This window comes from Novosphingobium sp. BL-S-32 (assembly GCF_056857055.1).
The window spans coordinates 82,563-106,097 of record NZ_CM166477.1; the positions used below are offsets into that span (position 1 = coordinate 82,563).

The following is a 23,535-nucleotide window of genomic DNA, read 5'->3' on the forward strand; positions in this document are numbered from 1 at the left end:
AAGAAAATGACGACGGAGCGATTTCGACGGGTAAACCGATCAACCCGCTGTCAAATCACGCTTTTCAGATTTCCGCTTGGGGTTGCCGCGTCGGGAATATCGGCCCTCTCACGACCATCCTTGCCGGATCGTAGGGCCGCTGCAGCGAAACGATCTCGTCGTAGCTGCCGCGCAGCCAGGTCGTCACGTCACCTGGATCGAGGATGGTCACCATGGCCTTCGGGTGGATAGGCGCGACCAGTGCATTGGCATCGCAGGTCACCATGGTGAAGCCGTTGCCGGTCTCGCTCCTTTGCCAGAAACCTCCAACGGCAAAGGTCGGCTGGTCGGTGACTGCAAACCACATTTCGCCTTTAAGCGGCGGCTTGCCATCACCGAGATCGTGCTTTTCCGGCGTAAACTCGCAGAATTCGGTAAGCGGCACGATGCAGCGGTTTTCCGGCTTCTCCGCGAGCCGGCGCCATTGCGGCAGCGAGAGCTGGCGCACATTGGTCATCGGCCAGGCCGCCTTTCCGCCGAGCACGTCCCAGGTCATGATATCCCATCCGCGCATCTCGCCCTCTTCGCGGATCACATAACTGCGTCCTTTCGGCCGCAATTCCTGCGGGTCGAAGCGATTGTCACGCGGACGATCGGTGAACAGCTGGGCGGCCGAGCCGAACAGGGTTTCCGGCTCCCCCCGCATTCTGGCTCGATTGCACATGGCGGCCCTCTCCTCTGCCGTGGCTGTTGCCCGTACCGACCAAGCCTGCCCAATGACCCGCCCGGCACTCAAACCTATCATGCCTGCGGCAGTAGCGTATATGGGCGGCGGCGCCGAAGACGCCGGTCACCGCCCGTAGTCCCTAGCCCAATTCGTGACGCTTGCCTGCAAGCCGCCCAAAAGGACGAGCACGCCGGGAGCACGCGCGATAGTGGCGGACGGCGGGCAATCGATATCGTGGCCTCATTCCCGGAAGCGGCAGCGGCGTATTGGCGGCCGTCTGGACTTCGGGAGAACCACTGTCCGATCACACCGCTTTCAATGCCGGGCCACATGAGCGGTTTGGGAAACGGTACGGGAAGGGATCACGGCGAGCGAAAGAATTGATCCGCATTGCCTGCAATCCCGCTTGCGCCCGCGATGACAATGAACGAAACGAAACGCCCACAAAAAGAAATTCGGGTACGTAAATACGTCATGGCAGACCAAGCTCTACTTACGCTGGCGGCTGACATCGTCAGCGCGCATGTCAGCAATAATTCGATTCCCGCAGCGCAGCTTCCCCAGTTGATCGAGGCGGTTTACGGATCGCTGGCGTCCCTTGGACAAGCTCCTGCGCCGCAGCCGGAATCGCTTACACCCGCAGTCTCCGTGCGTGCTTCGGTAAAGCCGGATGGCATCGTCTGCCTCGAGTGCGGTAGAAAGTTTAAGACGATCAAACGGCATCTCACCACCGACCACCAGCTTTCGGTCGAAGATTACCGGGCGCGCTGGAATCTACCTGCGAGCTATCCGTTCGTCGCGGCGGACTATGCCGAGCGCCGGCGGGCGCTTGCAAAGGAGATCGGCCTCGGGCGCAAGAAGGGCGTGAAGGTCAAGGCCAAGAAGGCACATTCCGCAGTCGCCGATGCGTCACCCGACTCCGCCCCCGTTCCCAGCGACACGCCCGCAGTCGCTACTGCGCCTTCCGCGAGCGTGCCGGCCGATAAGGCTCCGACAAAGAAAGTCCCCGCGAAAAAGGCGGCCACCGGCGGCAAGACTGCGAGAAAGCCGAAGTCGGCAGCCAATGCGGTGCCGTCCGAATAACGGCGCGTACCTCATCTGGAGTGCGGGCCGCAGTACTTTGCTCCCGCACTCCAGGCGCCAACCGGAACCGAACTGCGCCTACCGATGGCCAAATCCATCGGCGGGTAAATTTTTCCTATTGCATCAAAGGCATGACTTTCCAGAAGCGGTGCGCACCAACTGCACCAAAACCGGAAGCTACAGATGTCTGCCCCCACAACACCCGCTCCGAGCGACACAAAAGCGCCGTTCTCCCTGACCAGTCTTCTGGGACTTCAGGAGCTGACACTCACGGCCCTGGTCCTAGGCGCGATCCACCTCCTCCTGGGTGGTACGGGTTATGCCTGGCTGAGTTATCTCGGCGTGCAGTACTACGACAGCTACGGACAGGGGTTCGGAATTCCCGAAGGAACATTCAGCCTGCCAAGTACGAGATTGGCGACAAAAGGGCTGGAAATCGTGCTTGCATCGGCCGAGAGCGCCAAGTTCTACGCGCTGGCGGTCCCTGCGATCTTGATGGTGCTGATCGTGTATGGCTTCATCAAGCATCTCATCGAAAAGTACAGCTCGGATCCGGAACGCGCGCGCAAGTTCTTCCACATGGAGCCCTCGCTGCGCGAAGTCTACGCCATGACCTTTCTCTTCGTCACCATTATCACCGTTGGTATCGCGCTGAATGCGGCGATGTTCACTTTCCCTGCAGCCGCGCGGGACCTTGGCGCCCAGCGCGCAAAGAATGAACGGAAGACTCTGAAATCCGACAACTGCCTTTGCGCACTCTATGGTCCGGACGCCATCGAAGGCATCACGCTCGTCACCGACAGCAAGGCGGCTTTCATAGCGAGGCGCTCGGGCGGCGTCCTGCAGATCCCCCGCGCAGATTACCGGTATAGTCTCCCTGCGGCGTCCGGCACCTCCGAGACCAGGATCAACGGCTCCAAAAACTGAAGCGACCATGCACAAATCGCGCGGAAAGTCTCCCAACCCGGGAAGCGCCGGGATCGAGAGGGATTATCGAGACGTCGCCGAATAGAGGACAGGAGCGTCCGCGAAGCGGTCGCATTTGTCAGCTTACGGACGATGACAATTCCTGAGAGATCGTTCCTATGGCCAAATCAACCCGGACTCTCGCCCGCGAGCAGGTCATCCAGGCGGCGGAGTCAGCGCAGGACGCATTGTCGGCCGCCGGCATCGCCTTCACGCCGCTCGATGTCGTCAAGATTGCTGCCGATTATGCCGCCAAGTACGCCGTCCTCAGCACGCAATTCGGGTCCCGCGAGTCCCAGCGGGACCTCGCCAAACAGTTACGAAGTGAGTTCGTCCGGCGCATCACCTACTGGGAGGACATCTACTTAAATGGCGGCGAGCCGGTGCAGATTTCGAAAGATCAGCCGATCGCGGTTCGGAGCATCGAGCTCGTCGACCTGATGCTTGCCCCTCCCGCGAAGAAGCGGGGGCGTCCGCGCCGGACTTGATCGGTTCAATTTTGTTCTATATATGTTCCGACCTCAAGGACGGAGCATATGGACAGCATCGATCAGATCCGCGACGCAGTCGCAAGCGAACTTGAAAGCCGGGGTCTCGACAACCGCAAGTTTCTAAGGGAAATCCGCAGCGGCAAGCGTGACGATGGTCCGTACATGATCGGCGCTCTCGCAGCCGCGCGTCTGGTACCCGGATCGACCAAGTCCCGCTAAGAGCCGCGCTCATTTCCTGCGTATCTTTCGGCGGGGTCTCATTTGCGAAGCAGGAGTTCCTTGTATCCCCCCAGCGCCATCTCGCGTGCTTGCCGCGCGAGCCGGCGAATGCGCGAGCGCAGGGAATCGGAGGGATCACCCCAGTCCTGTTCGACGACATTCCCGCCGACCATGGCGCAGGCGAGATCGCGAAGGCTGGCACCATCGCTCAATGCGTCATGGACGCGCAGCAACACGACACCTCGCGCGATAGCAGGGTCGCGGGGGTAGAGCATCTTTCCAAACCGACCGTGGCGATGGAGTGCCAGGAGTCGCTGGAGCGAGAGCACGCCTGGTTCGGCCCGGGTCACACCATCGAAGCAAAAGCGCAACCGGACGGTGGAATGCCGGCTCAGGGATCCCGCGATCACGTCCAGCCTGATATGATGACTCCCGTCGGACAATACCGCGTGTTCGCCTCCTGAAGCGGTTGGAATCGCAGTCAGCCACGGTCTGATCCTCTCGACATCGAGGCATCCGGCATCGCCGGGCGTTCCTGGCCCTGCCTCGACGCTCAGTGTCGATGGATCATGATGGGCATGCCAGATTATCCGGGCCGAGAGACAATCCCGGTCCGGCTCTTCCGCGAAAGTGAAGCCCCCAATTCAACGGCTCTGACGAATGTCCGCCGGTGAGGAGAGAAGCTTTGGCGTGCCATGCAAGATAAGCTGGATCCCTGCGGAGCCATTCCCACATCAAACCCGTACGATCAGCCTTCTTTAGATATGCATAGGACTCAGCATCTTGCCAATTGGCAGAAACACCCACCCTCATTTGAACAAGGCATCCGAGATGAATTTAGAAACGTGTTCGTAGGCAATTAACAAATTTTCACCGATATACGGACATTCTGTCCGAATTAGACCATTCCAGAGTGAGCGCATGGAGTGATATGACACTTTTGCGACACAACCTGCCCGATGGCGGATTGAGAACCCGCTGGACGGCCACGAAGCAGGAAGGGCGATCGCCGGACCGACGGTGACAAGCAACGCCGCCGACGATCGCGAAGTCGAACCTTGGGCACACGAATTCTGGCGCTCATGACGCACCTCGTGAGCATCTTCGAAACTATCGGCAGCATAGACGATCTGACCGAAGCTATGAGCGAAGCGACAGAGGAACTGGGTTTTCAGCGCTTTGCGCTCTCGCACCACGGGGGATTTCTGGATCCCGCGGGCGAGACTTTTCGGATTCACAATTATCCCGATCAGTGGGCCGAGTTCTACGACCAATTCGGTCTTGGTCTCAATGACCCCGTCCACCGGGCGAGCAACGTCACGAACCTGGGTTTCCGCTGGGAACGCATTCCCCATCTGATCCCGATGACGGAGGGGGATCGGCGCGTTCTTGCGATGGCGCGCGAACAGGGAATAGTCCACGGCTACACGGTTCCGGGCTATGTTCCGGGCGAATGGCGCGGATCGCTTTCCTTCGTGAACTCGGTCTCCGTTCCGATCTACGATCCTATCCTGCCGATCGTCCAGTCGATCGCCCTCTTCGCGTTCGATGCGGCGAGAGGACTGTGGCTCGGACGCGGGGCAAGCCGCCTGATCGAACCCGCCAGGCTCACCGATCGGCAGCGCGAGATCCTGGTCCTTGTCGCCTGGGGCATGAACGATCGCGAGATCGCGAAATATCTCGGCCGTAGCGAGGAAACGATCGCGCTTCATGTCAGGAATGTTTGCGGACGATATGGAGTGAACAAACGGACATTGGCGGTTATCCGGGCTCTGCTCGATGGAAACCTGACCTTCACCGATATCCTGCGGCGGTAACATACCCCTTTTCCGGTATGGCCTGGAACGGCCGTTCCGGATGACCCTTGGCACGTGACCGCGAATGGTCACGGCCAGGGAATGACCCCATGCTCAACGTCCAAAGCTACGAAAATCGCGAGGCTCCCGACGAGGCGCTGCGCGCCATGTGGGCGGCTCGCAAATCCGTCTTCGTCGACCTTTTGAAATGGGACCTGCCGGTACTTGCCGAGCGGTATGAACTCGATCAGTTCGACGACCCTTACGCCCGTTACGTCATTCTGGCCGGGCCCGATTGCGAACATTATGCTTCGGCCAGGCTATTGCCGACGACACGGCCGCATATCCTCGACAGTTTCTACGCCGAGTTTTGCGAGAACGAAGTGCCACGCGGGCCCGCGATCAAGGAGATTACGCGCTTCTGCCTTGATCGGCGTCTGTGCGCAGCCGAACGCCGCGAAGCGCGCGATGCGCTGATCTGCGCTCTCGTCGACCACGCGCTCATCAACGGGATCACCACATACACCGCAATCGCATCCGCCGGCTGGTTCAAACAGGTGCTGCAGTTTGGATGGGACTGCCGTCCGCTCGGCCCTCCCCGTTTCAGTGGAAATGAAATGCTCGCAGCGATCCGTATCGATATCGACCGCGACACACCTCACAAACTGGCGGCAGCCGGCATCACCACGAACCACCGCGGCTCCGACCGCGGGGCGAATTGAGGAGACCGCGATCATGGATCTTTTCTCCGAAGTCGCCCGCTACACCGCCGATCTCAGCGAGCACGGCTATTGCGTGATCGAGAACGCGCTTCCCGCCGAGACCATTGCCGCGCTCGATGACGACATCGCGCCCCGCTTCCATCGCACGCCGTTCTGTGAGGGCGGATTCTACGGCGCGACGACCAAACGGTTCGGCCGGCTCCTCGCGCGCTCGCCGCACGCCGAAACGCTAGTGCGCCACAGCCTCATCGTCGCGATCGTCGAGCAGATCCTGCTCCCCTGGTGTGATTGCATCCAGCTCAATACGACGCAGGCGATCGCTGTCCACGGCGGTGCGCCCGCACAACTGCCGCACCGTGACCAGGACATGTGGTCCGCAGCCAAGGGCACGGCCGAGTACCTTGTCAATGTGATGTGGCCACTTACACCGTTCACGGCCGAGAACGGCGCGACGTTGGTCTGGCCGCAAAGCCATGGCAGCGCCGCTCTCGATCCGGAACCGAGCGGCCACCCGGTTGCCGTCGAAATCCCGCCGGGCTCCGCACTCCTATTCCTCGGCTCGACGCTGCACGGCGCAGGCAGCAACCGTACCCACCAGGTTCGTCGCGGTATCGTCGTCGGCTATTCGCTCGGCTGGCTCAAACCGTACGAAGCGCAGTGGCTTGCCTATCCGCCCGGCATCGCTCGCAGGTTCGATCCCGAACTTGCCGCATTGGTGGGCTATCGCCAGCACCGGCCCAACCTCGGCAACTACGAAGGCCAGTGTCCCTCGATCCTGCTGGATGAGGACTACGATCCCGACCGACCGCTCGCCGCGATCGACGCGCTTCGGCCCGATCAGCAAGCGCTGATCGAGAATCGCATCGCCGTGCAGGGAGGTGTGTCATGAACGCAGGCGCGACATCGGACCGGATCTACGAGCACATCCGGTTTCTCATAACCCGCCGCGACATGCGGCCCGGTTTCCGCCTCGACCCCAAGGCGATCGCCAAGGATCTGGAGGCCAGCGCCACACCGGTTCGCGAGGCGCTCAATCGCCTCGTCGGCGAGGGCATGGTGGAAACATTGGTCCCAGGCGGCTTCTTCGTCATCACCCTCGATGAGCCGGCGTTGCGCGATCTCTATTCCTGGTCACGCACGCTCATCGGTCTATCGCTGCGATCCGGAACGCTCGCCGGACGCGATCCCGCAAGGCTCGGGCGGGGCGACGATTATCCGGATCGCGTGGCAAGCCTTCTCACGGACCTCGTCTACAGCTCGAACAACACGCAATACCGCATCGCCATGCGCCGCCTCAATGCAAACCTTCATGCGATTCGCCATATCGAGTCTGACCTGCTGGAAGACGTCGACGGGGAATTCGAAGAACTCAAGATTGCGCTTACCGAGGTTCCGGGAGACTCGATCGGCAAAGTTTTGAAGTCTTATCATCAGCGCCGCCATCGCTCGGCTTTTGAGCTCATTCGTCGATGGCGACGCTTTAAACCATACGAATAGCAACACTTGCATTCACGAAGATCGATATTCCGACAGTCAATAAAACGCAATTAACGTGTAAGAGTCGATATATTCTTGATATAGAGTCACTATATAGTTCGTATATCGCTAGCTCATTCGTAGGCTTCTTCTGCTGTCAATCCCGGCAGCTTGTTGAAGGAGCAAAGACGATGGACCGTGATAACACGCCGATCGAACTCGGCACCGCCAGCACCGAAACCAAGGGCGTGCAGCCCAACGATCTCGATGTCGGCATCGGCAGCCCGCAGGCGGGCCTGTCGGACGACTGAGCCCAGGGTGGCGCGCAGCTCGGGCTGCGCGCCACTCCTCTGAGATCATCGGGAAACGTGTCTGGAGACGATCATGTCGGGTCACGGACTCCGCCGCGGCGTGAGCTTCTGCGCCATTGGCGAGCGATACATATTCCTCGATCTCGAGGCGGATCGCTACTTCTGCCTGCCCCAGCCTCTCGACCGCCAGTTTCACCAGCTTGCCGAAACTGGCGAGGCTGAGGCCCCGGTCAGGCAGGCGCTGCAACGCATCGGCGTTCTGTCGATGGGGCATGGCTATCCGCTGACTGCCTGCACACGTCGCTCCCCCATCACTGCAAGTGCGCAGGCTCAGGATGGTGCGTCTTCATCCGTTTCGCGCCTTGCGCCGCTGGCCGCCGCGCGGGCGCTTGCAAACAGGTCCCTGTGGGACCGACGGGTCCGTACGAGAGCCCTTGCCGCAAACATCGCGGACGTCATCAGCAGACGCGAAAACCTGCAGCCCGCACGTGATGAGGCCGCCGCGCTGCAAGGTGTTGCCGGCGCTTATCGCCACGCCGGCCTCATCCGGTCGGCCCGAGGGCGCTGCCTTCCGACCTCGATGGCCCTGATGAGCGATCTTGCCAAAGCCGGCGTTTGCGCCCGGATGGTCATGGGTGTGCAGTTGGGGCCATTCAGTGCACATTGCTGGGTGGAAGTGGGTTCCGCCCTCGTGTGCGAGGATGCCGGAACCGTCGCTCCCTATGTCCCGATCCTGGTTGTATGATGGGACGCTATCTCGCTGTGATTGGCACGCCGGACCGGCCGATTCCCGATCGCGAGGCGATTGCCGAGGGCGCGCGCGCAGCCGGTCTGGAAATCTGCCACAGCGACGCGGGCCTCTTTGTTGCGGTCTCGCCGGCACTGGCTCATCATCATCTCGGCGAGGATCGCGGCATCGTGATTGGCGAGGTCTTCTCGCGCGGCACCAACCTCGCCAGCTCGGCAGAAAGCATCGGTCGTATGCTGGCGGAGCGGCCGGTCGATGCGGACCGCCTCGTCACCCGGTTCTGGGGCAACTACGTCGCATTGCTGCGCGCACCCGGAAGCGGCGAGATCACGGTCCTTCGCGCGCCGTTCGGCAAACTGCCTTGCCTCTATGGCTTCAACGACGGGATGACGATAGCGGCATCTGATGTCGCCGCGCTCGCAATTGCCGGCGTTGGCGTGGGTAAGCCTGACGCCCGCGCACTTGCTGAGCGGCTGGCGTTTCCCGGTCTCCCTGGACAGGGCACGTGCCTGACGGGGGTCGGCAACCTGCCGGGCGGCGCAACACTGCTAATCGGGCCCGGTGGAGCATCCACGGAAGAAGCCTGGTCCCCCTGGCCCCATGCTGAGCGCGCCCAGTGGTACGAGACGACGGAGCAGGCACAGCATGAAGTTCGCAGCGCGATTTACCAGGCGCTCCGCGCTCTCAGGGGAGATGCGGCGAAGACGCTCCTCATGCTCTCGGGCGGGATCGACTCCTCGATCCTCGCCGCTTGCCTATCATCGCTTGGAGGCGAATATCGCTGCGTCAACTTCGTCCACGAGGACAGCTCCGGCGACGAGCGCAACTGGGCACGGATGGTCGCGCGGCACCTCGGCTGCCAGCTTGATGAACTGGATTTTCCGCTGAGCGCTGTCGACGTCACGCGGTCCGAAAGCGCGGAGCTACCATCCCCCGGCTCGCGGGTCTTCATGCAGGGAACGAATGCAGCGCTCGCGAGCGCAGCGACCGCACTCGGCGCCGATCTCACTCTCGATGGCGGGGGCGGCGACAACGTGTTCTTTGCCCTCAATTCGGTTGCACCTGTCACCGACGCCTTGCGACACGCCAATACGTACGAGACGGTGTGGTCGTGCGCGAAGACGGTCGCCGCGCTAGGACAGGCCAGCGCGCTCGAAGTCCTGTGGCGCGCTGCACGCCGCCGGTTCCGGCAATCCGCCACGTTTGGGTGGCGGCCTGACCTTGCCCTTCTTGCCCCTGATGCAATCGCCAATCTGGCATCACAGGCACCGCACGCATGGCTCCGCGCCCCCGGCAAGGCAGAGCATGGCGCAGCCGCCCACGTGGCGGTCATCGCCGCCGCCCAAGGATGGGCGGAAGATTGCGACCTGCTCAGCCCGGTCCGGCATATCAGTCCGCTCGCGAGCCAGCCGGTCGTCGAGGCATGCCTTCGGGTTCCAAGCTGGTGGTGGTTCCGCGATGGCCGCAGCCGGATCATCGCCCGGGACGCTTTCGCCGACCGCTTACCGAGGGAGATCGTCATGCGGCAGTCGAAGGGATCGCCCGAAAGCTTCGTCGCCGATGTCTACTGCAAGAACCGCGAAACCGTACGATCGATGCTGCTCGACGGTCACCTGCGGCGGCTCGGCCTCATCGATAGCGATGCGGTCGAACGCGCCACAAGCGACACGGGGCCAATCATGGACACCGCCCACAGGCGTCTGCTCCAACTCTCACAGGTCGAGGCCTGGCTTGCAGCCCGGCACCCTCAATCCTGAGGGCGCTGGGCTGCCTCCCTCTCCTTGGCGAGTTCCTGCCAGTGCGCATATTGTCCGGCCTTGGCGGGATCGGGATCGATCCTGCCCTGGAGCCAGAATGCAAACCAGTCGAGATTGCGCCGATAGACGGCCAGCCGCTGCGCGGGCTGATACTTGAAGTGATAGGCGTCCGGGAAAACGAACATGTCGACGGCTTTGTGCTGCTCCCGGAGCGCGGCAAAGACGTCGATCCCGCCAAGGTATTCACGATCGGCCACCTGCATCAGCAGCGGGGTGTCGGTGCCGGTCGCGCTCTGCACAATCGAGCCCGGTGCCCAAAACGTGCGGTCGTCAGCAGTGAGCGCGCCCCAGCCCTGCGCCTGCATATGCGCCGCAAATGCCGGTCCGTAACCCACATTGACCGCCCACGGCTCTAGACAACAGGTGCTCATCGAAGCGGCGGCGAACTCATGGCTGTTGATCATCGCGAATTGCACGGTGCTCGATCCGTCGCTTAGCCCACTGATGCCGATCCGCTTCGGATCGGCGATGCCCATGGCGATCACCTTCTCGACGCCGCGGTCGATGGCCGACTGGACCTCGCGCCGCCAGGCCCAGTTCCGTATCCCGTCACCCTGTACTTTCTTGATCGTATCGAGGCTGGGATTGTCGTCGGCGACGGCGCGCGGCTTGTTGAAGCTCAGCACCGCAAACCCCGCTGCCGCGAAGGTATGGATGGGATATTCGTCGCCCATCGCGCCGCGCAGGAAGCCGTTGCTCATATAGGTGGTAACGATGAGCGGCAGCCGCGTTCCGGGGCGATAATCGGGCGGCAACACGAGATCACCGCGCACCTCGGCGCCCTGGTCGTTGCGCCATTCGAGACGCTGGACCTGCCCGAACCGGATGCCCAGGAACTCCGGATTCGGATCGAAAACGTCGCGCATCATGCCGGTCGCCGGATTGATCCTGACGACCCTCTGCGGTGCTGTCGCCCGCTCGTAGAGGCAGACAAGTCCGTCCGGCGCCATCGCACAGTTGCTGACAAGATCTCGCGTTTTGAGCAGTTGATGCGGCGCGCCCTCGCCCGGCACCCAGCGATAGAGCGCACTGTCGCCGCGCGCCCAGCCTTCGCGCCGGAGATAGATCAAAGCCTTCCCGTCTTCAGTCCACCACATGCTGTCGAGCGAACCGCGACAAGCATCGGCGTTGCAATCGATCGTGGCGCCGCCGGGTGTATGCACCGAGAGAAGCAGCGGACTGACCGGATTGCCAGAACTCCGGTGCGTCTCCGCCAGCCGCCCATCGGCGCTTGCTGCTCGAGGCGGCGGCTCGACCTTGCCGATCATGTCGGGCGGAAGCAGCGCCGCCTCATCCTGACTGGCCGGATGCTCTTCGCCCGTGAGCGGATCGACGACATAGGCGGTCCAGGGAATGGCCGCGTCGGGCATCGGCTTGTTCGACATGATCGGCACGTAGCGGGTATCGTAGTGAAATCCGGACAGCCCCTCCTTCGCAAAGGCCGCCCTCTCCTCCACTTGCCCTCGGCGGCCGGCATAGACGATCGTCTTGCCATCGGTGCTCCATGCCAGGGCTTCGACATCCACCGGCGAATGCGTGACCTGCCGAGCTTGTCCCGAAGCGGCATCGGCGACCCAGACTTGCGTGACGTCATTGTCCCGGCGAAGCCAGGCAATCGACTTGCCGTCAGGCGACCAATGCGGCGTGATCGTCAGCGGATATCCGATACCCCAGATCCGCTTTCGGTACTCGTTGGAGACAAGCGCGAGCTGGCCTCCCTGGTCGAGAAGCCGGGGCGCACTTCGCCCCGCCACATCCACGACCGCAAGCCCGACACAATGGCTGTTGGTTGCGGGATCGGCGCGCGTGATGACGAAAGCCAGCTGGCGACCGTCCGGCGAGACGGCAAGTGCCGACGGGGCAGGAACTACGGCCTCGAGCGGCCCGATCTGCCGGAGCCGGACCAGGTCCTCGGGCGTGATGTCGCGCTTGGGCACGGCAGACCGCACCACGGGCGGCAGCAGATCCGAACAGCGGTCCGCCGCGGCAGCCGGGGTGGCGATCGAAAGCCCGAGCATAGCGCTCGCCAACGCGAGCACGGAAGAAGTCGTCGTTACCATTTTTTGACGACCTCGAGAGCCAGAAAGCGCCCTACGGGCGAATAGTTGGTCGAATCGTAAGGTGTATCGGCCCAGGTCGTGGTGGTGATCTGAGCCGGCATCGTGTTGAAGAGGTTGTTCGCCGACACCCCGACTTCGAGACCATCGAGCACGCTGCCTTCGCGAATGAAGCGATAGCGCGCCGAGAGGTCGAGCGTGGTCATGCCGTGCACCTTGTCCGGCGGACTTGCGCGCGTATCGACGACCCCGCCGATATAGCTGAGCGTTCCCGTCAGGCGCCACGATCCGTCGTCCCAGCTTGCCGCTGCCCGTCCGCGCCAGTGCGGCGGATTGTAGAGATAGCCTGCGAGCGTCTCTATCGGCTGCCCGTCCGAGAGTTGTCGCTCACTGACAAGATAGGTGGCGTTGAGATCGAACGAGGCTGTGCCTCCGGCCAGCTTGGCCGAATACTGCGCCAGCGCGTCGATGCCGTGAACGGTTTGGCGGCCCGCATTGACCTTGCGGTTGTCGATGATGGCAACGACCTGCGAGGGATCGTAGGCCCCCGTAGTGAAGTTGTAGAACTGGTCCACACCGGAAATGATGCCCGCCTGCTGGGACGCGCTCGGGTTCAAGCTGACTTGCTGCGCGTAAATCGGATTGGACAGCGATTGCGCCGTCAATGTGATCGGGATGACGACGCGGTTCACGTAGTTCGTGGAGAAGTAGGTCACTTCGAAGGTCGCGCCTGCGAGCGCGGCGGGATGGAACGAGGCCGTCGCTGACCAGCTCCTCGCCCGTTCGGGCTTCAGGTCCTGACTGCCGCCACCGAGCAGGATGGCGGTCGCACTCGCCGGATAGCCGATCCCGCCCAGACGCGAGGCTGCGTAAAGGCTGGCGGTCTGGGCACCGTACTGGTCATAGAAGCTCGGCGCGCGGAACGAGCGCCCCCATGTCGCCTTGAGCTCGAGCGCGTCCACCGGCGCATAGATAAGCCCCAGCTTGGGCGTCGTGATCTGGCCGACCGTATCGTAATCCTCGTGACGCAGCGCTCCGCTCAGTGACAGCTTGCGAACCAGGGGAACGCCAAGATCGGGACTGATCAGCGGCAGGTTGAGCTCGCCGAAGACATAGCGGGCCGTCTCGCTCGGTTTCGCGTTCTGGTAATTTCCGGGCCCCGCATAGATCTCGAAACCGTTGTCTCGGATGCCCAGCCCCGCCGCGATCCGGGCATCGCCGCCGGGCAAGTGGAATACAGGACCCGAGGCCGCGAGTTCGCCGGTGGTCGAACGGTTGCGGTAGCGCTTTGCGGACGTGAGTCCCGTGACATCGCTGTAGACGTATTCGGCCAGAAGGTCGTTGCGCCCTTTGCCGTATGTCCCGGCTGCCGATACTTCCCAGCGGCCGAGCCGGTAGTGCAGCGCACCGGCAAGCGCGAGCGAGTAGGAATTGTAGGACTGGTCGACGCGGCTGACATGCGGATCGGAGGCCGCATTGAGCGGATAGGTGAGCGAACCCGTTCGCTCGTTGTAGAGAATGTCGCCTTCGAACGTGAGGCCGGTCACCAGATCCTGATGCAGGTGCGCTGCTACGGCGTGGCGCTGGCTTGCGGGCAGCAACGTCATGTTGGGGTGCGATACCGTACTGTCGCGCTGGTTCGAATTGAGCTCGGTGTTGCGGTTGTATTCGTAGGTCACGAACATGCCGCCGCCGTTCCAGCGATGTCCTGCGAGCACGCCGTAGAGCTGCTGGAAGTCACCGCCCTCGGTTGCGCCGCCAATGCGGGCGCGGGTCTGCAGGCCTTCGTAGTCCTGCCGCAGGATCACGTTCACGACGCCGCCGACGGCATCGGACCCGTAGATCGCCGAAGATCCATCGGCGACGACTTCGATACGGTCCACCGCCGCGAGCGGAATGGCCGAGATATCGACGCCCTGAAGCGCGGTATCGTAGGGAAGCCGCCTGCCGTTGAGGATGGTCAGCGTCGCGTCGCTGCCAAGCCCTCTCAGGTTGACGGTCGAACCGCCGCCGGCATTTGCCCCCGCCGATGCCGGTACGTTAAGCCCGATCCCCGGGTTTTGCCCGCCGCCGAAACTCTGTGGAATATTCCGCGCAGCATCGCCAAGGTCGCCGAAGCCGGAATCCTGAAGTGTCTGGTTGCCAAGCACGATGACCTGGGAAGCCACCTCGGTTCCGCGCAGTCTCGTACCGGTCACGACAATATCATCGCCTCCAGCAGCACTTTCCTTGCCGCCGCGCGCCGCGCCGCGGACGACATAACCGTTGCCCGCAACCTCCGCTTTCAGACCTGAACCTGCGAGAAGACGGTCAAGAGCTTGCTCGAGCGTGAAGGTTCCATGCAGAGCGGGAGCGCGCCTCGCGGCAACGCTCCCGTCATCCGCAAGGACCGTCCGGCCCGAGAGCAGCGCAAGAGCCCTAAGCGAATCCGCCAGGCGCTGCTCTGGCAAATCGACGGTTAGTTGCGCAGTTTGCTGCGCTATTGCGACCGAAGGGCAGGCTACAAATGCGACAAGTGACGTCGACGCCAGCCAAAGCGTGGCCGAATAAGCTCTCTTTTCCATTTTCTTGTTTCCCCTCCGCCACGAATTGGCCGGTCATGAGGGGAACGATGGGTCGAGATTTTGCCCTACACTTTTCTCATCGCATTTTTCGAAAACTAATTCTTACTGTTTCGATAGAACAATAAGAGCAGGATTTGACAGATCGACATGCAGATCCAGCATCTTGCCGACCGCCTCGGCAAACCCCACGGGATCGCCTACTGCAAAAGCGCCGCTGAGCTTGCGCGAGCCCAGGTCTTCGGCGCCAAGACGGATCTTGGCACGGTTGTAGCGGTTGATCGTCTCCACAGCCTGATCGAGCCGGGTACCGTTGAGCGCGAGCATTCCGGAAACCCATTCAAGGTCGGGCCCCGGAACAGCGGCGGTGCTTGCCAGCGATCCGATCTCGATCTGCGAGCCTGCAGCGATTTGCCGGGGGGCGCCGGTTGGCGGCTCGGCCGCGTTCAGTTGGACCGCCCCATGCGGAGCGGCAATTCGCAGAGCTGCACCTGTCAGTAAGGCATCGAAGACACCGCCCTGGACTGTCGCTCTGTTCCTGCCCGCGCTCACGGCATAAGGAATGTAACCCGCCCCGCTTTCCACCCTGATCCGTCCCCTCGAAATAACGATGTCACGAACCCCTCCGGAAAGTGAAACCGAGATTCGGGTATCGGTATCGAGGGTGATCGCGCTCGCATCGGCGAGGCGGAAGGTCCTGATTTCCCCGATACCGGTCTCGTAAGTCGCCGCCTCGGCCGGGGTCACCAATTGGGGCAAGAGATGATGGCCGCTGGCCCAAACGGTCGCTAAACCGACAAGGAAGACCGCCGCCGCAGTCCCTAGCGCGATGCGGGTACTTTGGCGTGCGTAGAACGGCGCCTTCGTCAGGTTTCCATCAAAACCACCGACACCTTTGGGGACGATCCGCGCTTCGCCCAGCAAGGCCCTGCTTTCCTCATAGGCCTGACGGTGGCGTGGATCGGAGGCGAGCCAGGCCGCGAGGCTTTCCGTTACGCCAGGCTCACCCGCATCGCAGCGCTCAGCCCATCGGTTCGCTTCTTCGTAAAGCCGCTCCGGGAGCGAGTACGGAGGCCGGTCAGTCATGGCTACACAAGTGCTGGCCGAGCTTCTTGATCGCAATGCCCATGTGCCTTTCGACCCCCTTTTGACTCAGACCCGTCTGCTTCGAGATTTCGGCGAGACTATAACCATAGACCCTTCGCGCCAGAAATATCTGCCGTGTCAGAGGCTTGAGCTTGCCCACCGCGGCTTCGATGCGGCGAAGACGGTCACGGGCCTCGAGTGCCGCCACAGGATCGCAATCGGGAATTTCCGCAACGTCCATGACCTCGGAACACGGCGCCGGATTGCGCATTGCCAGCCGGGCGTTGTCACGCAGCAGGTTGACCGCCGATTGCCGCAGATAGCCTCCCGGGTTCTCAATCTGATGCACATTACCGCGTGCCGCAAATCGCGCGAAGGCTTGCTGGACGACATCTTCCGCAATTTCCCGACGCGATCGGCGCATCACGAAACGCAGCAACCCCGAGCGCTCGACGCGGTAAATTCGGTCGAGCGTCTCGCTAGCCGCGCAAACCTGGTCGTCATCAGGGGGAAGAGGGTCATCGTCACCGAGCGGGACGCTACCAAACCCTAAGGCAAATCGCATGACTTGCCGCCAGGTAAACGAAGATTAGGCATGGAAAACATCTACCGGCTCCGCTCGACTAGCGAGGCGGAGCCGGTAGGAACCGGATGTTGAGAACATGCAAGCACATGCGCCGACGCGTTTAGACCGCAAAGGGTCCTGGACATATGCATCAGCCATCCGGTCTATTCCCGCAAGGCGAGACTATCCCTATTCACTTGTGAGGTTCTCACGCCTCGGCATCGAACAAAAGAACGATGCTTGCAAAAGGTACTATATGCGAGACGATCTTCAAGAACGAAATTACAACTTTGTCATATGTGGCATGATCGACACAATTCACACACTGCCTAAAACACCAGATTGGCCGTATCCCGCCACCTTCCGGACGCCATCCAATTGATGCCTAACTTGGAATGGATAGAAAAATTATTCGACCGCCGAAAAATCAGTAGGGCAAAGCGCGTACGTATCGTTCAATCACCCTCCACATTACGCAATGCAGCAAATCCCCAGCGACGAGCTCGTCAGCGCTATTGATGATGCCATTAGAGCGCGCGAATAAATTTCGATGCCTCACATCTCTCCCGAACATGCCCGGCCTGCATTCCATGGCTTGAGACGATGTCTCATCCACCTGCCCCGCAAGGCACTTCCTTCAACGCGCTCACTCATGGGGTTTTATCACCACCGCCAGCCGGACAGCGGCGAAGTTCATTGCCCATCAAAGTTCCCACTGCGATACGACCGACACCGACAGCCTATACGGAACTTAGCGCGTGAAGGGGAGCGCCGCCCAGCCACACGGACTATTGCAAGTGGGTGCGTACGACGCGTAAGCTCGCGGCAAATCCGGCCGCTCAAGCGACGTCAGAACGAAATCGGATCGTTCAGCACAAGTCGAATTTGGAATAACGGTTAACAAACTTAAACTGACACTTAAGCGAACCATCAACATACAAATCCTTTCCCGCACTTTTTTAATTTTTATCGAAGTTTTATTTTTCTATCCGGCGATTTTTCAATTTAGTGGCGGCAATACAATCATATTGAGACCGTAATTCATCAATGCCGCACAATGCCGTAATTCCCTAGGGACGGGGCCGATAACGGGCGTCAGATGAACAAGATGTCCGGCCCGGATTCTGGATCAAGCCAGGAACAAGACGACGAGCGCCACGCCGAGGACCGCAACCCATATTTGAAACGGCCAGAGGAGATACTTCGGTGCGTGCCTGAGCTCCATGAACTCACGCCCGACTAGAGTCACCTTGGCGAACGCGACGATAAGGATCACGCAGCGGGCGGCTCCATCACGCCCCACGACCATCGTTTCGAACGAAAGGAGGGTCGCAGCGACCAAGATCGTCCAGACAATGATTGCGCGATTTTGCACAACTGAAGGCATCAAGGCTCCCCTCACAACAAGTAGAGCAACGCGAAGAGAATGATCCACAGGAGATCGACCATGTGCCAAAACACGCCGCTCCCCTCAATGAGGGCCACGCTCCCGCGCATCTGACCGGACGATTCGATCTGCGATGCGGCAAAACACAGTACACCGATGCCAATCACGACGTGGACCAGATGAATACCGGTAAACATGTAATAATATATCGAAAATGCGTTGGTATTGAGCGTAAAGCCCTCAGCGATTTTTGCCGAGTACTCGACAGCCTTCACCGCGACAAAACCCATACCGAGTGCAATCGCGCCAAGCAGGAAGTGGCGCGCGCGCCGATCGCCTTTTCGGACAGCCGTGACGGCTTGCGCTACGCAAAGACTGCTGGTCAGCAGCAGTAGCGTGTTGAGCAAGCCGAGGTGGCGATCAAGCAATCGCTGGGATGTCTCGAAGAGGGCCGATTCTTGCCGGTGTGCGACAGCGTAGGTTATAAAAAATACAGCGAAGACTATGAGGTCGCCGCCAATGAAGACCCACACGCCTTCCTCCCCCGGTATACGACCGGCGGGAGTCTTGATCGCAGGTGTTGTTTGTTGCTTGTCCGTCATTCGCCGGCCAATGCACCGCGCTTGATCGCCGCCAGCATGGCGAAGATCATCACATTGAACCATATGCCGAAAACGACAGCTGGAAGCCAAAAAGCAAGAACGCCGTTCCACGCAAAAGGACCCGACTTGAACAAGCCGACCGCGAGGCCGGGGAGAAACAGGACACCAGTCCACAGGTTCAGGTAACCCAGCCATCGCGGAAGCGTCGGGGCCGTCTTCCGATCCTGAAGGATCACGATACCGGTGACAATGTTCTGCACGAACGCCGGGACGGCGGGCATGACGAACAGAAAGAACGCAATGTCGCTCAGCATGACGATTTCGGTGTCTGGCCGATCCAGCCGATAGGCCGCGACGGTGAAGAAAAGCCCCGCGAAAAACAGTGTTACAAACCCATAAGCAACGATCATCACGAACGACCAGGTCAGCGGAGACACTGGACCCTCAATTTTCTTCATGAATGTCGCCAAGGCGCCGAGAAATGGGAAAAACAGGACCGATGCCGAGGTTATAAGAATGCCACCGACCAATATCCCGACCTGATGCTCGCGATAGTATTGGGCTACTTGAGCATGTGGCATTGAAGGCGCGAGCGGCGGAAAGAGGTGTGCAACCGGCCAGATTCCCAGGAACATCATTGTTCCTGCAATCGCGCCCATGTAAGTGCACAGCTTCATTGTCGTGCTCTGGCTACCCATCACCCCTCCCCGGATTTGTTCTCCTGGATCGTGAGTAGCGCCCATGCGAAGAGCACCCACCCGAGGATAGGGTTTGTCGGATGAGACGGCTTTCACCTGCGGAAGGCGGTGCTTCTGAAGGACCATTTGCTAAATGCCATCGGAGCATCGATCCGCCATATTGCACCCGAGGTGTTTTCAACCATTCGTATGAGAGAGACCGCTTCGACACATTTGTCCGGCGTGCTCACGCACGGCCCGTGATCGCCTTGCGACTGGAAGACTAGCACGCCGGAAACAGCGAAAATGTGCCCCGCGCTTCGGATTCCCAAACACATTGCGGCAGTCTAGTGACACCTCACCTATTGCGTATTTTCAGGTCGGAGATCTTGCACAACCTAAATGGAAACAGGACCGCCCCACCCTTCGATAGGTAGCCCTGCGGCGGACCGCCAGTAGACTGCAAGAAAATCGGAGTCGGCAGGGAGATGGAAATGAAAAAGGGCATTTGTAGGGTATTGCTCGGCTCGAGCGCCCTGATGATCTGTTCGGGCCAGGCCTGGGCGGAAGAAGACAATGCTCCGGCAAACACCGCCGGCGCACAAAGTACCGGGGAAATTATCGTTACGGCTCGGCGAACCGCCGAGCGATTGCAGGATGTTCCGGTTGCGGTCGCGGCATTTGACAGCAGCGCTCTCCAGCGCTCGACCGTACAGGAACTCTCGGATGTCAGGACAATCGCCTCCGGCCTGAACTTCAATTCGGAGGGCGGGAAAAGCACGACGAATGTGAGCTTGCGCGGCGTAGGCCAGCTTCCCGTTGGGCTTACGACCCCAGGCGTTGTAACCTATTTCAACAACATCGCGATTCCCAGCCTTGGGTCGAGCATTCCTACCTACGACATCGCGAATGTGCAGGTTCTCAAGGGACCGCAGGGCACTCTGTTCGGTAAATCGACGCTCGGCGGCGCGATCCTCGTCAATACCGTTCAACCGGACCTGTACGATTTCGGAGGCTACGTGAAAGGCACGTATGGCCGCTGGAACTACTGGGCGATCGAAGGGGCGGTCAACGTCCCGATCGTGTCGGAAAAGATCGCGTTGCGCATTGCTGGCCAGATACGGCGCCAGGACCCCAGGATCCGCTCTCTTGACGCAGACTTCTTCGCGCTGCCTGAAGTGAAGGCTCTGGGCGCTACGGATCCGAAAGCCAACAGCTATCCCGGCTTCGAGAACATCAAGAACGACAGCGTTCGTGTGTCGCTTACAATCGCCCCGACCGAGGGGATCACGAACACGACGGTCGCCGAATATTTCAAGGCCGACGAACTGGCATCCGGTCTCTACCTTTACAAGGCAGATTTCGCGCCACTCCAGTCGGCCGTTTTCCTGCCGCTCCTTGGCAGCGCCAGTCGGGCTGCCACCGCCGTCCAGCTTGCAAGCCTCGCCGAGGCTTACGCGCAGGCGCATCCTCGCGGCGCGTTCGACGGCGGGATCGACGGAGGCCGGGCTTATCGAAAGTCGATCGCGGTCGTCAACACGACCGACGTTGAGCTGAGCGACAGCTTCTCTCTCCGGAACATTTTCGGCTATCGCAAGAATACGAATGACCAGTCGATCAACACTGCTGCCGTGCCGGTGCTGGATCAGGGAGGCGTAGCGAATCCGTTCCTGGGCGGCCTTGTTACCCAGCCGTTCATTACCTACTACGCCGAACAACGCTATGTTCGCGACTATATCGATAACGACTTCCAGTTCATCTACAAGGGTTCGGGCGGACTGAACGGTATTCTCGGCGTCTACTACAGTGTGGACGGCCCGGCAGGGCCCTCCGGCGACCAATTTACCGTGTTCTCTTCGCTTGGCCGCGTCCCGCCCACGACTACCCATGTGAAAAACCAGAGTCTCGCGGTATACGGGCAATTTGGCATTCCGCTCACGGATAAGCTGAATTTCAACATCGGCGGTCGCTACAGCTGGGACAAGTCGGAATTTTGCTACAATCCTGGCAATACGGCCACCTTCGCATCTGTTGACTTCTCGCAGTGCAAGCAGAATATCGCCGATCGGGTGGGAACGCCGACCGAATTCAGCGACGGTTTCGGACAGGCATCGGTCAAAGACAACTATCCGACATGGACCGTTGGGTTTGACTACAAGATCAGCCCGGATTTCATGGTCTATATCACGAGCCGCCGCGGCGTTCGCCCCAAGAACCTCAATTTCCCGCTGTTCGAGTCTCCTCCGGTGACCTGCCCATCCCAAGCGTACTCGATGTCCTGCGTGGATCTGCGTGGGTACCAGACGATCAAGCAGGAACGGGTAACCGATGTCGAGATCGGCGAGAAGCTGAGCTTCAATGTGGCCGGTGCACAAGGACGGCTCAATGTCGCGGCGTTTTATTCGCGCTACGACAATGCCACACAGTTCCTGTCGAATTCCGGCAACTTCCTGTTTCCTCGCGGAACCCTGGACGCGCCGCCCTCCTCGATCATCATCAATGCAGCCGATCTCAACATCTACGGTGTGGAAATCGATGCCAGTGTGTCGCCTGATCGCAACCTGACTCTGGGCTTTAACGGCGCCATCACAAAAACGGACGTGGCAAAGCTGCTTCCCATCAATACGAATGGCGAACTCGGACCAAATGTAGGATCCTTCGGCGCAGATCAGATCAACAGGCTGACACCGACATTTTCCGGTACCGTCACGGCCAGCTGGATTACGCCTGTCCATCCGGCAAATGCAGATGTCATCATCAGCGGCGATCTTTACATGACCGCCGATTACGGCGGCCAGCAAGGCTACCAGCTGAAGGGCTATTCCCTCGCCAACGGGCGTATCGATGTCAAGGGAATTGCCGGCACGGGGCTGGACCTGGGCTTCTACGTCAAGAACCTGTTTGACGTTCAATATCAGGCGGGCGTTTCGGTCATTTTGCCGAATGCCCCATATAACAGCCTCTATCTCGGCCCTCCGCGCACCTGGGGCGTCGAGGCGACCTACAGGTTCTGATAGCCAGAACAACCATGAAGGGGCGGAGGCGATCCGCCCCTTTTTGACTTTGAATTATCCTGGAAGCGTCGAGCCCCCCTCGGCAGCACCAGTGTTTTTCCGATACAGGAGAATAGTGATGAAGACCGGCGGCGTTATCGGGTTGGGATCGATTGGCGGAGGCGTCGCCATATGCCTTCAGCGATCCGGCCAGCTTGCAGCAATCTATGACGTTCATGCGGCAGCTGCGGATCGCGTTAAGGGTGCGCCCCCAATTTCCTCTAACCCCCGTGCCTTGGCCGAGGCTTCGGACTGCGTGCTGATTGCGGTCCTCAACGGGGAGCAGACCCTTGCAGTCCTCTCCGGACCGGACGGAGTGCTCGCGGCAAACAAACCCGGCCAGACGGTCATTCTGTTGTCGACGATCAATATGGCAGATCTCGCCGGAGCGCAGGCGATGTGCAAGGATGCCGGCGTTATCCTCATCGACTGCGGGGTCACGAACGGACCGAAATCTGCCGAAAACGGCCTTATTTGTATGGCCGGCGGCGAAGACGGTGATCTAGCGGCCGCCAAACCCGTATTCGACGGATTCGCGCAGCAGGTCCTTCACATGGGCGGCCCGGGTGCCGGCATGGCCGCCAAGATCGCTCGCAACACCACGTACTTCGGCTGCATGAGAGCGGGTTATGAAGGGGCAGTTATTGCGCGCAATTATGGCGTCAGCCTCGATCAGCTTACTCTCGCGTTGTCAGGCGACCCGACCGCTGGCGGCGGGCTTGAGGGCGCCCTTGCCATGGCGAAACGTCCCGAAGCGGCTGGGAATGCCGACGAGACGAAGCTACGCGAATATTTCCAGATGCTCATGGTGAAGGATCTGGAGGTCGCGATTGCCGAGGCGGCTCGCTTCGGCGTCCGTCTTCCCATGGTAGAACTGATCCGGGAGAACGCCGCTTCCACATCAGGACTGGAATATCCGCTCGGCCAACCAATCGGCGCCTGAGTGTCCCTAACCAGGCCGCGGGCGACCAATCGGATATGGCTCAGCCCATTCGCCATAGTCGTCGCGCGGTCTGATAGGGGTAGCCGAAGTGCCGACACGCAAGGCGCCGGAAGCAGTGAAGCGAGATGCTTTCGCAGATTTCGTCCGGCGCCGCCGCGCAGGTACCCTCGGCCACCAGGGGCGCGGCCAATGTCTTTCATCGACGACCCCTGTGAATGCGAGCCGGCGGTATTACCTCAACAACCGGCCAAACCGCTCTGACGTGACTG

The 23,535-nt window shown here is 60.7% G+C and carries 23 protein-coding genes; 13 read left to right on the plus strand and 10 right to left on the minus strand.

Annotated elements, in window-relative coordinates; all coding sequences use genetic code 11:
* Positions 1–64 precede the first annotated feature (64 nt).
* Positions 65–703 carry an SOS response-associated peptidase family protein gene (locus AC1VVK_RS17265; protein WP_482906778.1) on the minus strand — a complete coding sequence of 213 codons (639 nt, stop codon included), beginning with the start codon at positions 701–703 and terminating at the stop codon, positions 65–67.
* A gap of 426 nt (positions 704–1,129) precedes the next feature.
* Between AC1VVK_RS17265 and AC1VVK_RS17270 the strand changes: the two genes are divergently transcribed.
* From AC1VVK_RS17270 to AC1VVK_RS17285, 4 genes are all read left to right on the plus strand, one after another.
* Complete coding sequence (locus AC1VVK_RS17270) at positions 1,130–1,789, plus strand: Ros/MucR family transcriptional regulator (protein ID WP_482906058.1); 660 nt, start codon at positions 1,130–1,132, stop codon at positions 1,787–1,789.
* Between the two features lie 183 nt (positions 1,790–1,972).
* Positions 1,973–2,716, plus strand: coding sequence for a hypothetical protein (locus tag AC1VVK_RS17275; protein ID WP_482906059.1), 744 nt, complete (start codon positions 1,973–1,975; stop codon positions 2,714–2,716).
* Between the two features lie 158 nt (positions 2,717–2,874).
* A complete protein-coding gene (locus AC1VVK_RS17280) occupies positions 2,875–3,243 on the plus strand; it encodes a hypothetical protein (protein ID WP_482906060.1) in 369 nt (122 codons plus the stop codon).
* A gap of 48 nt (positions 3,244–3,291) precedes the next feature.
* Positions 3,292–3,465 (plus strand): hypothetical protein, encoded by a 174-nt coding sequence (locus AC1VVK_RS17285; protein ID WP_395335146.1) that lies wholly within the window; start codon positions 3,292–3,294, stop codon positions 3,463–3,465.
* Between the two features lie 38 nt (positions 3,466–3,503).
* Here AC1VVK_RS17285 and AC1VVK_RS17290 read toward each other — a convergent pair whose 3' ends face one another.
* A complete protein-coding gene (locus AC1VVK_RS17290) occupies positions 3,504–3,740 on the minus strand; it encodes a DNA -binding domain-containing protein (protein WP_482906061.1) in 237 nt (78 codons plus the stop codon).
* A gap of 292 nt (positions 3,741–4,032) precedes the next feature.
* Positions 4,033–4,278 carry a transcriptional regulator domain-containing protein gene (locus AC1VVK_RS17295; protein ID WP_482906062.1) on the minus strand — a complete coding sequence of 82 codons (246 nt, stop codon included), beginning with the start codon at positions 4,276–4,278 and terminating at the stop codon, positions 4,033–4,035.
* Between the two features lie 281 nt (positions 4,279–4,559).
* Between AC1VVK_RS17295 and AC1VVK_RS17300 the strand changes: the two genes are divergently transcribed.
* From AC1VVK_RS17300 to AC1VVK_RS17330, 7 genes are all read left to right on the plus strand, one after another.
* A complete protein-coding gene (locus tag AC1VVK_RS17300) occupies positions 4,560–5,282 on the plus strand; it encodes a LuxR family transcriptional regulator (RefSeq protein ID WP_482906063.1) in 723 nt (240 codons plus the stop codon).
* A gap of 89 nt (positions 5,283–5,371) precedes the next feature.
* Entirely contained in the window at positions 5,372–5,983 is a 612-nt protein-coding gene (locus tag AC1VVK_RS17305; RefSeq protein WP_482906779.1) for an acyl-homoserine-lactone synthase, read from the plus strand.
* Positions 5,984–5,996: 13 nt separating this feature from the next.
* Positions 5,997–6,872 (plus strand): phytanoyl-CoA dioxygenase family protein, encoded by an 876-nt coding sequence (locus AC1VVK_RS17310; protein ID WP_482906064.1) that lies wholly within the window; start codon positions 5,997–5,999, stop codon positions 6,870–6,872.
* Complete coding sequence (locus AC1VVK_RS17315) at positions 6,869–7,480, plus strand: GntR family transcriptional regulator (protein ID WP_482906065.1); 612 nt, start codon at positions 6,869–6,871, stop codon at positions 7,478–7,480. Before AC1VVK_RS17310 ends, AC1VVK_RS17315 begins: the two co-directional genes overlap by 4 nt.
* Before the next feature lie 170 nt (positions 7,481–7,650).
* On the plus strand, positions 7,651–7,770 hold the full coding sequence (locus tag AC1VVK_RS17320; protein WP_482906066.1) for a benenodin family lasso peptide: 120 nt from the start codon (positions 7,651–7,653) through the stop codon (positions 7,768–7,770).
* Between the two features lie 73 nt (positions 7,771–7,843).
* Entirely contained in the window at positions 7,844–8,515 is a 672-nt protein-coding gene (locus AC1VVK_RS17325; RefSeq protein ID WP_482906067.1) for a lasso peptide biosynthesis B2 protein, read from the plus strand.
* Positions 8,512–10,275 (plus strand): asparagine synthase-related protein, encoded by a 1,764-nt coding sequence (locus AC1VVK_RS17330; protein ID WP_482906068.1) that lies wholly within the window; start codon positions 8,512–8,514, stop codon positions 10,273–10,275. Before AC1VVK_RS17325 ends, AC1VVK_RS17330 begins: the two co-directional genes overlap by 4 nt.
* Here the strand turns inward: AC1VVK_RS17330 and AC1VVK_RS17335 are convergent.
* From AC1VVK_RS17335 to AC1VVK_RS17365, 7 genes are all read right to left on the minus strand, one after another.
* Positions 10,266–12,353, minus strand: a complete 2,088-nt coding sequence (locus tag AC1VVK_RS17335; RefSeq protein ID WP_482906069.1) for an Atxe2 family lasso peptide isopeptidase — start codon at positions 12,351–12,353, stop codon at positions 10,266–10,268. The two genes, AC1VVK_RS17330 and AC1VVK_RS17335, sit on opposite strands and share 10 nt — an antisense overlap.
* A gap of 35 nt (positions 12,354–12,388) precedes the next feature.
* On the minus strand, positions 12,389–14,956 hold the full coding sequence (locus tag AC1VVK_RS17340; protein ID WP_482906070.1) for a TonB-dependent receptor domain-containing protein: 2,568 nt from the start codon (positions 14,954–14,956) through the stop codon (positions 12,389–12,391).
* A 102-nt stretch (positions 14,957–15,058) separates the two neighbouring features.
* On the minus strand, positions 15,059–16,039 hold the full coding sequence (locus tag AC1VVK_RS17345; protein ID WP_482906071.1) for a FecR domain-containing protein: 981 nt from the start codon (positions 16,037–16,039) through the stop codon (positions 15,059–15,061).
* Positions 16,032–16,604, minus strand: coding sequence for an RNA polymerase sigma factor (locus AC1VVK_RS17350; RefSeq protein WP_482906072.1), 573 nt, complete (start codon positions 16,602–16,604; stop codon positions 16,032–16,034). Before AC1VVK_RS17350 ends, AC1VVK_RS17345 begins: the two co-directional genes overlap by 8 nt.
* 1,129 nt (positions 16,605–17,733) lie before the next feature.
* Entirely contained in the window at positions 17,734–17,991 is a 258-nt protein-coding gene (locus AC1VVK_RS17355; protein ID WP_482906073.1) for a cytochrome C oxidase subunit IV family protein, read from the minus strand.
* 11 nt (positions 17,992–18,002) lie between these two features.
* Positions 18,003–18,593, minus strand: a complete 591-nt coding sequence (locus AC1VVK_RS17360) for a cytochrome c oxidase subunit 3 (RefSeq protein ID WP_395335181.1) — start codon at positions 18,591–18,593, stop codon at positions 18,003–18,005.
* On the minus strand, positions 18,590–19,291 hold the full coding sequence (locus AC1VVK_RS17365; RefSeq protein WP_482906074.1) for a hypothetical protein: 702 nt from the start codon (positions 19,289–19,291) through the stop codon (positions 18,590–18,592). Before AC1VVK_RS17365 ends, AC1VVK_RS17360 begins: the two co-directional genes overlap by 4 nt.
* Before the next feature lie 473 nt (positions 19,292–19,764).
* On the opposite strand from AC1VVK_RS17365, the gene AC1VVK_RS17370 reads away from it, so the two are divergent.
* Both AC1VVK_RS17370 and AC1VVK_RS17375 read left to right on the plus strand, forming a co-directional pair.
* Positions 19,765–22,284: a TonB-dependent receptor gene (locus AC1VVK_RS17370; protein ID WP_482906075.1), complete on the plus strand. Its 2,520-nt coding sequence runs from the start codon at positions 19,765–19,767 to the stop codon at positions 22,282–22,284.
* A 118-nt stretch (positions 22,285–22,402) separates the two neighbouring features.
* A complete protein-coding gene (locus AC1VVK_RS17375; RefSeq protein ID WP_482906076.1) occupies positions 22,403–23,266 on the plus strand; it encodes an NAD(P)-dependent oxidoreductase in 864 nt (287 codons plus the stop codon).
* The last annotated feature ends 269 nt before the right edge of the window (positions 23,267–23,535 follow it).

Coding starts and splice junctions, on each gene's coding strand:
- AC1VVK_RS17265 (WP_482906778.1), bottom strand. CDS start 703: ATGTGCAATCGAGCCAGAATGCGGGGGGAGCCGGAAACCCTGTTCGGC.
- AC1VVK_RS17270 (WP_482906058.1), top strand. CDS start 1,130: ATGAACGAAACGAAACGCCCACAAAAAGAAATTCGGGTACGTAAATAC.
- AC1VVK_RS17275 (WP_482906059.1), top strand. CDS start 1,973: ATGTCTGCCCCCACAACACCCGCTCCGAGCGACACAAAAGCGCCGTTC.
- AC1VVK_RS17280 (WP_482906060.1), top strand. CDS start 2,875: ATGGCCAAATCAACCCGGACTCTCGCCCGCGAGCAGGTCATCCAGGCG.
- AC1VVK_RS17285 (WP_395335146.1), top strand. CDS start 3,292: ATGGACAGCATCGATCAGATCCGCGACGCAGTCGCAAGCGAACTTGAA.
- AC1VVK_RS17290 (WP_482906061.1), bottom strand. CDS start 3,740: ATGCTCTACCCCCGCGACCCTGCTATCGCGCGAGGTGTCGTGTTGCTG.
- AC1VVK_RS17295 (WP_482906062.1), bottom strand. CDS start 4,278: ATGAGGGTGGGTGTTTCTGCCAATTGGCAAGATGCTGAGTCCTATGCA.
- AC1VVK_RS17305 (WP_482906779.1), top strand. CDS start 5,372: ATGCTCAACGTCCAAAGCTACGAAAATCGCGAGGCTCCCGACGAGGCG.
- AC1VVK_RS17310 (WP_482906064.1), top strand. CDS start 5,997: ATGGATCTTTTCTCCGAAGTCGCCCGCTACACCGCCGATCTCAGCGAG.
- AC1VVK_RS17315 (WP_482906065.1), top strand. CDS start 6,869: ATGAACGCAGGCGCGACATCGGACCGGATCTACGAGCACATCCGGTTT.
- AC1VVK_RS17320 (WP_482906066.1), top strand. CDS start 7,651: ATGGACCGTGATAACACGCCGATCGAACTCGGCACCGCCAGCACCGAA.
- AC1VVK_RS17325 (WP_482906067.1), top strand. CDS start 7,844: ATGTCGGGTCACGGACTCCGCCGCGGCGTGAGCTTCTGCGCCATTGGC.
- AC1VVK_RS17330 (WP_482906068.1), top strand. CDS start 8,512: ATGATGGGACGCTATCTCGCTGTGATTGGCACGCCGGACCGGCCGATT.
- AC1VVK_RS17335 (WP_482906069.1), bottom strand. CDS start 12,353: ATGCTCGGGCTTTCGATCGCCACCCCGGCTGCCGCGGCGGACCGCTGT.
- AC1VVK_RS17340 (WP_482906070.1), bottom strand. CDS start 14,956: ATGGAAAAGAGAGCTTATTCGGCCACGCTTTGGCTGGCGTCGACGTCA.
- AC1VVK_RS17345 (WP_482906071.1), bottom strand. CDS start 16,039: ATGACTGACCGGCCTCCGTACTCGCTCCCGGAGCGGCTTTACGAAGAA.
- AC1VVK_RS17350 (WP_482906072.1), bottom strand. CDS start 16,604: ATGCGATTTGCCTTAGGGTTTGGTAGCGTCCCGCTCGGTGACGATGAC.
- AC1VVK_RS17355 (WP_482906073.1), bottom strand. CDS start 17,991: ATGCCTTCAGTTGTGCAAAATCGCGCAATCATTGTCTGGACGATCTTG.
- AC1VVK_RS17360 (WP_395335181.1), bottom strand. CDS start 18,593: ATGACGGACAAGCAACAAACAACACCTGCGATCAAGACTCCCGCCGGT.
- AC1VVK_RS17365 (WP_482906074.1), bottom strand. CDS start 19,291: ATGGGTAGCCAGAGCACGACAATGAAGCTGTGCACTTACATGGGCGCG.
- AC1VVK_RS17370 (WP_482906075.1), top strand. CDS start 19,765: ATGAAAAAGGGCATTTGTAGGGTATTGCTCGGCTCGAGCGCCCTGATG.
- AC1VVK_RS17375 (WP_482906076.1), top strand. CDS start 22,403: ATGAAGACCGGCGGCGTTATCGGGTTGGGATCGATTGGCGGAGGCGTC.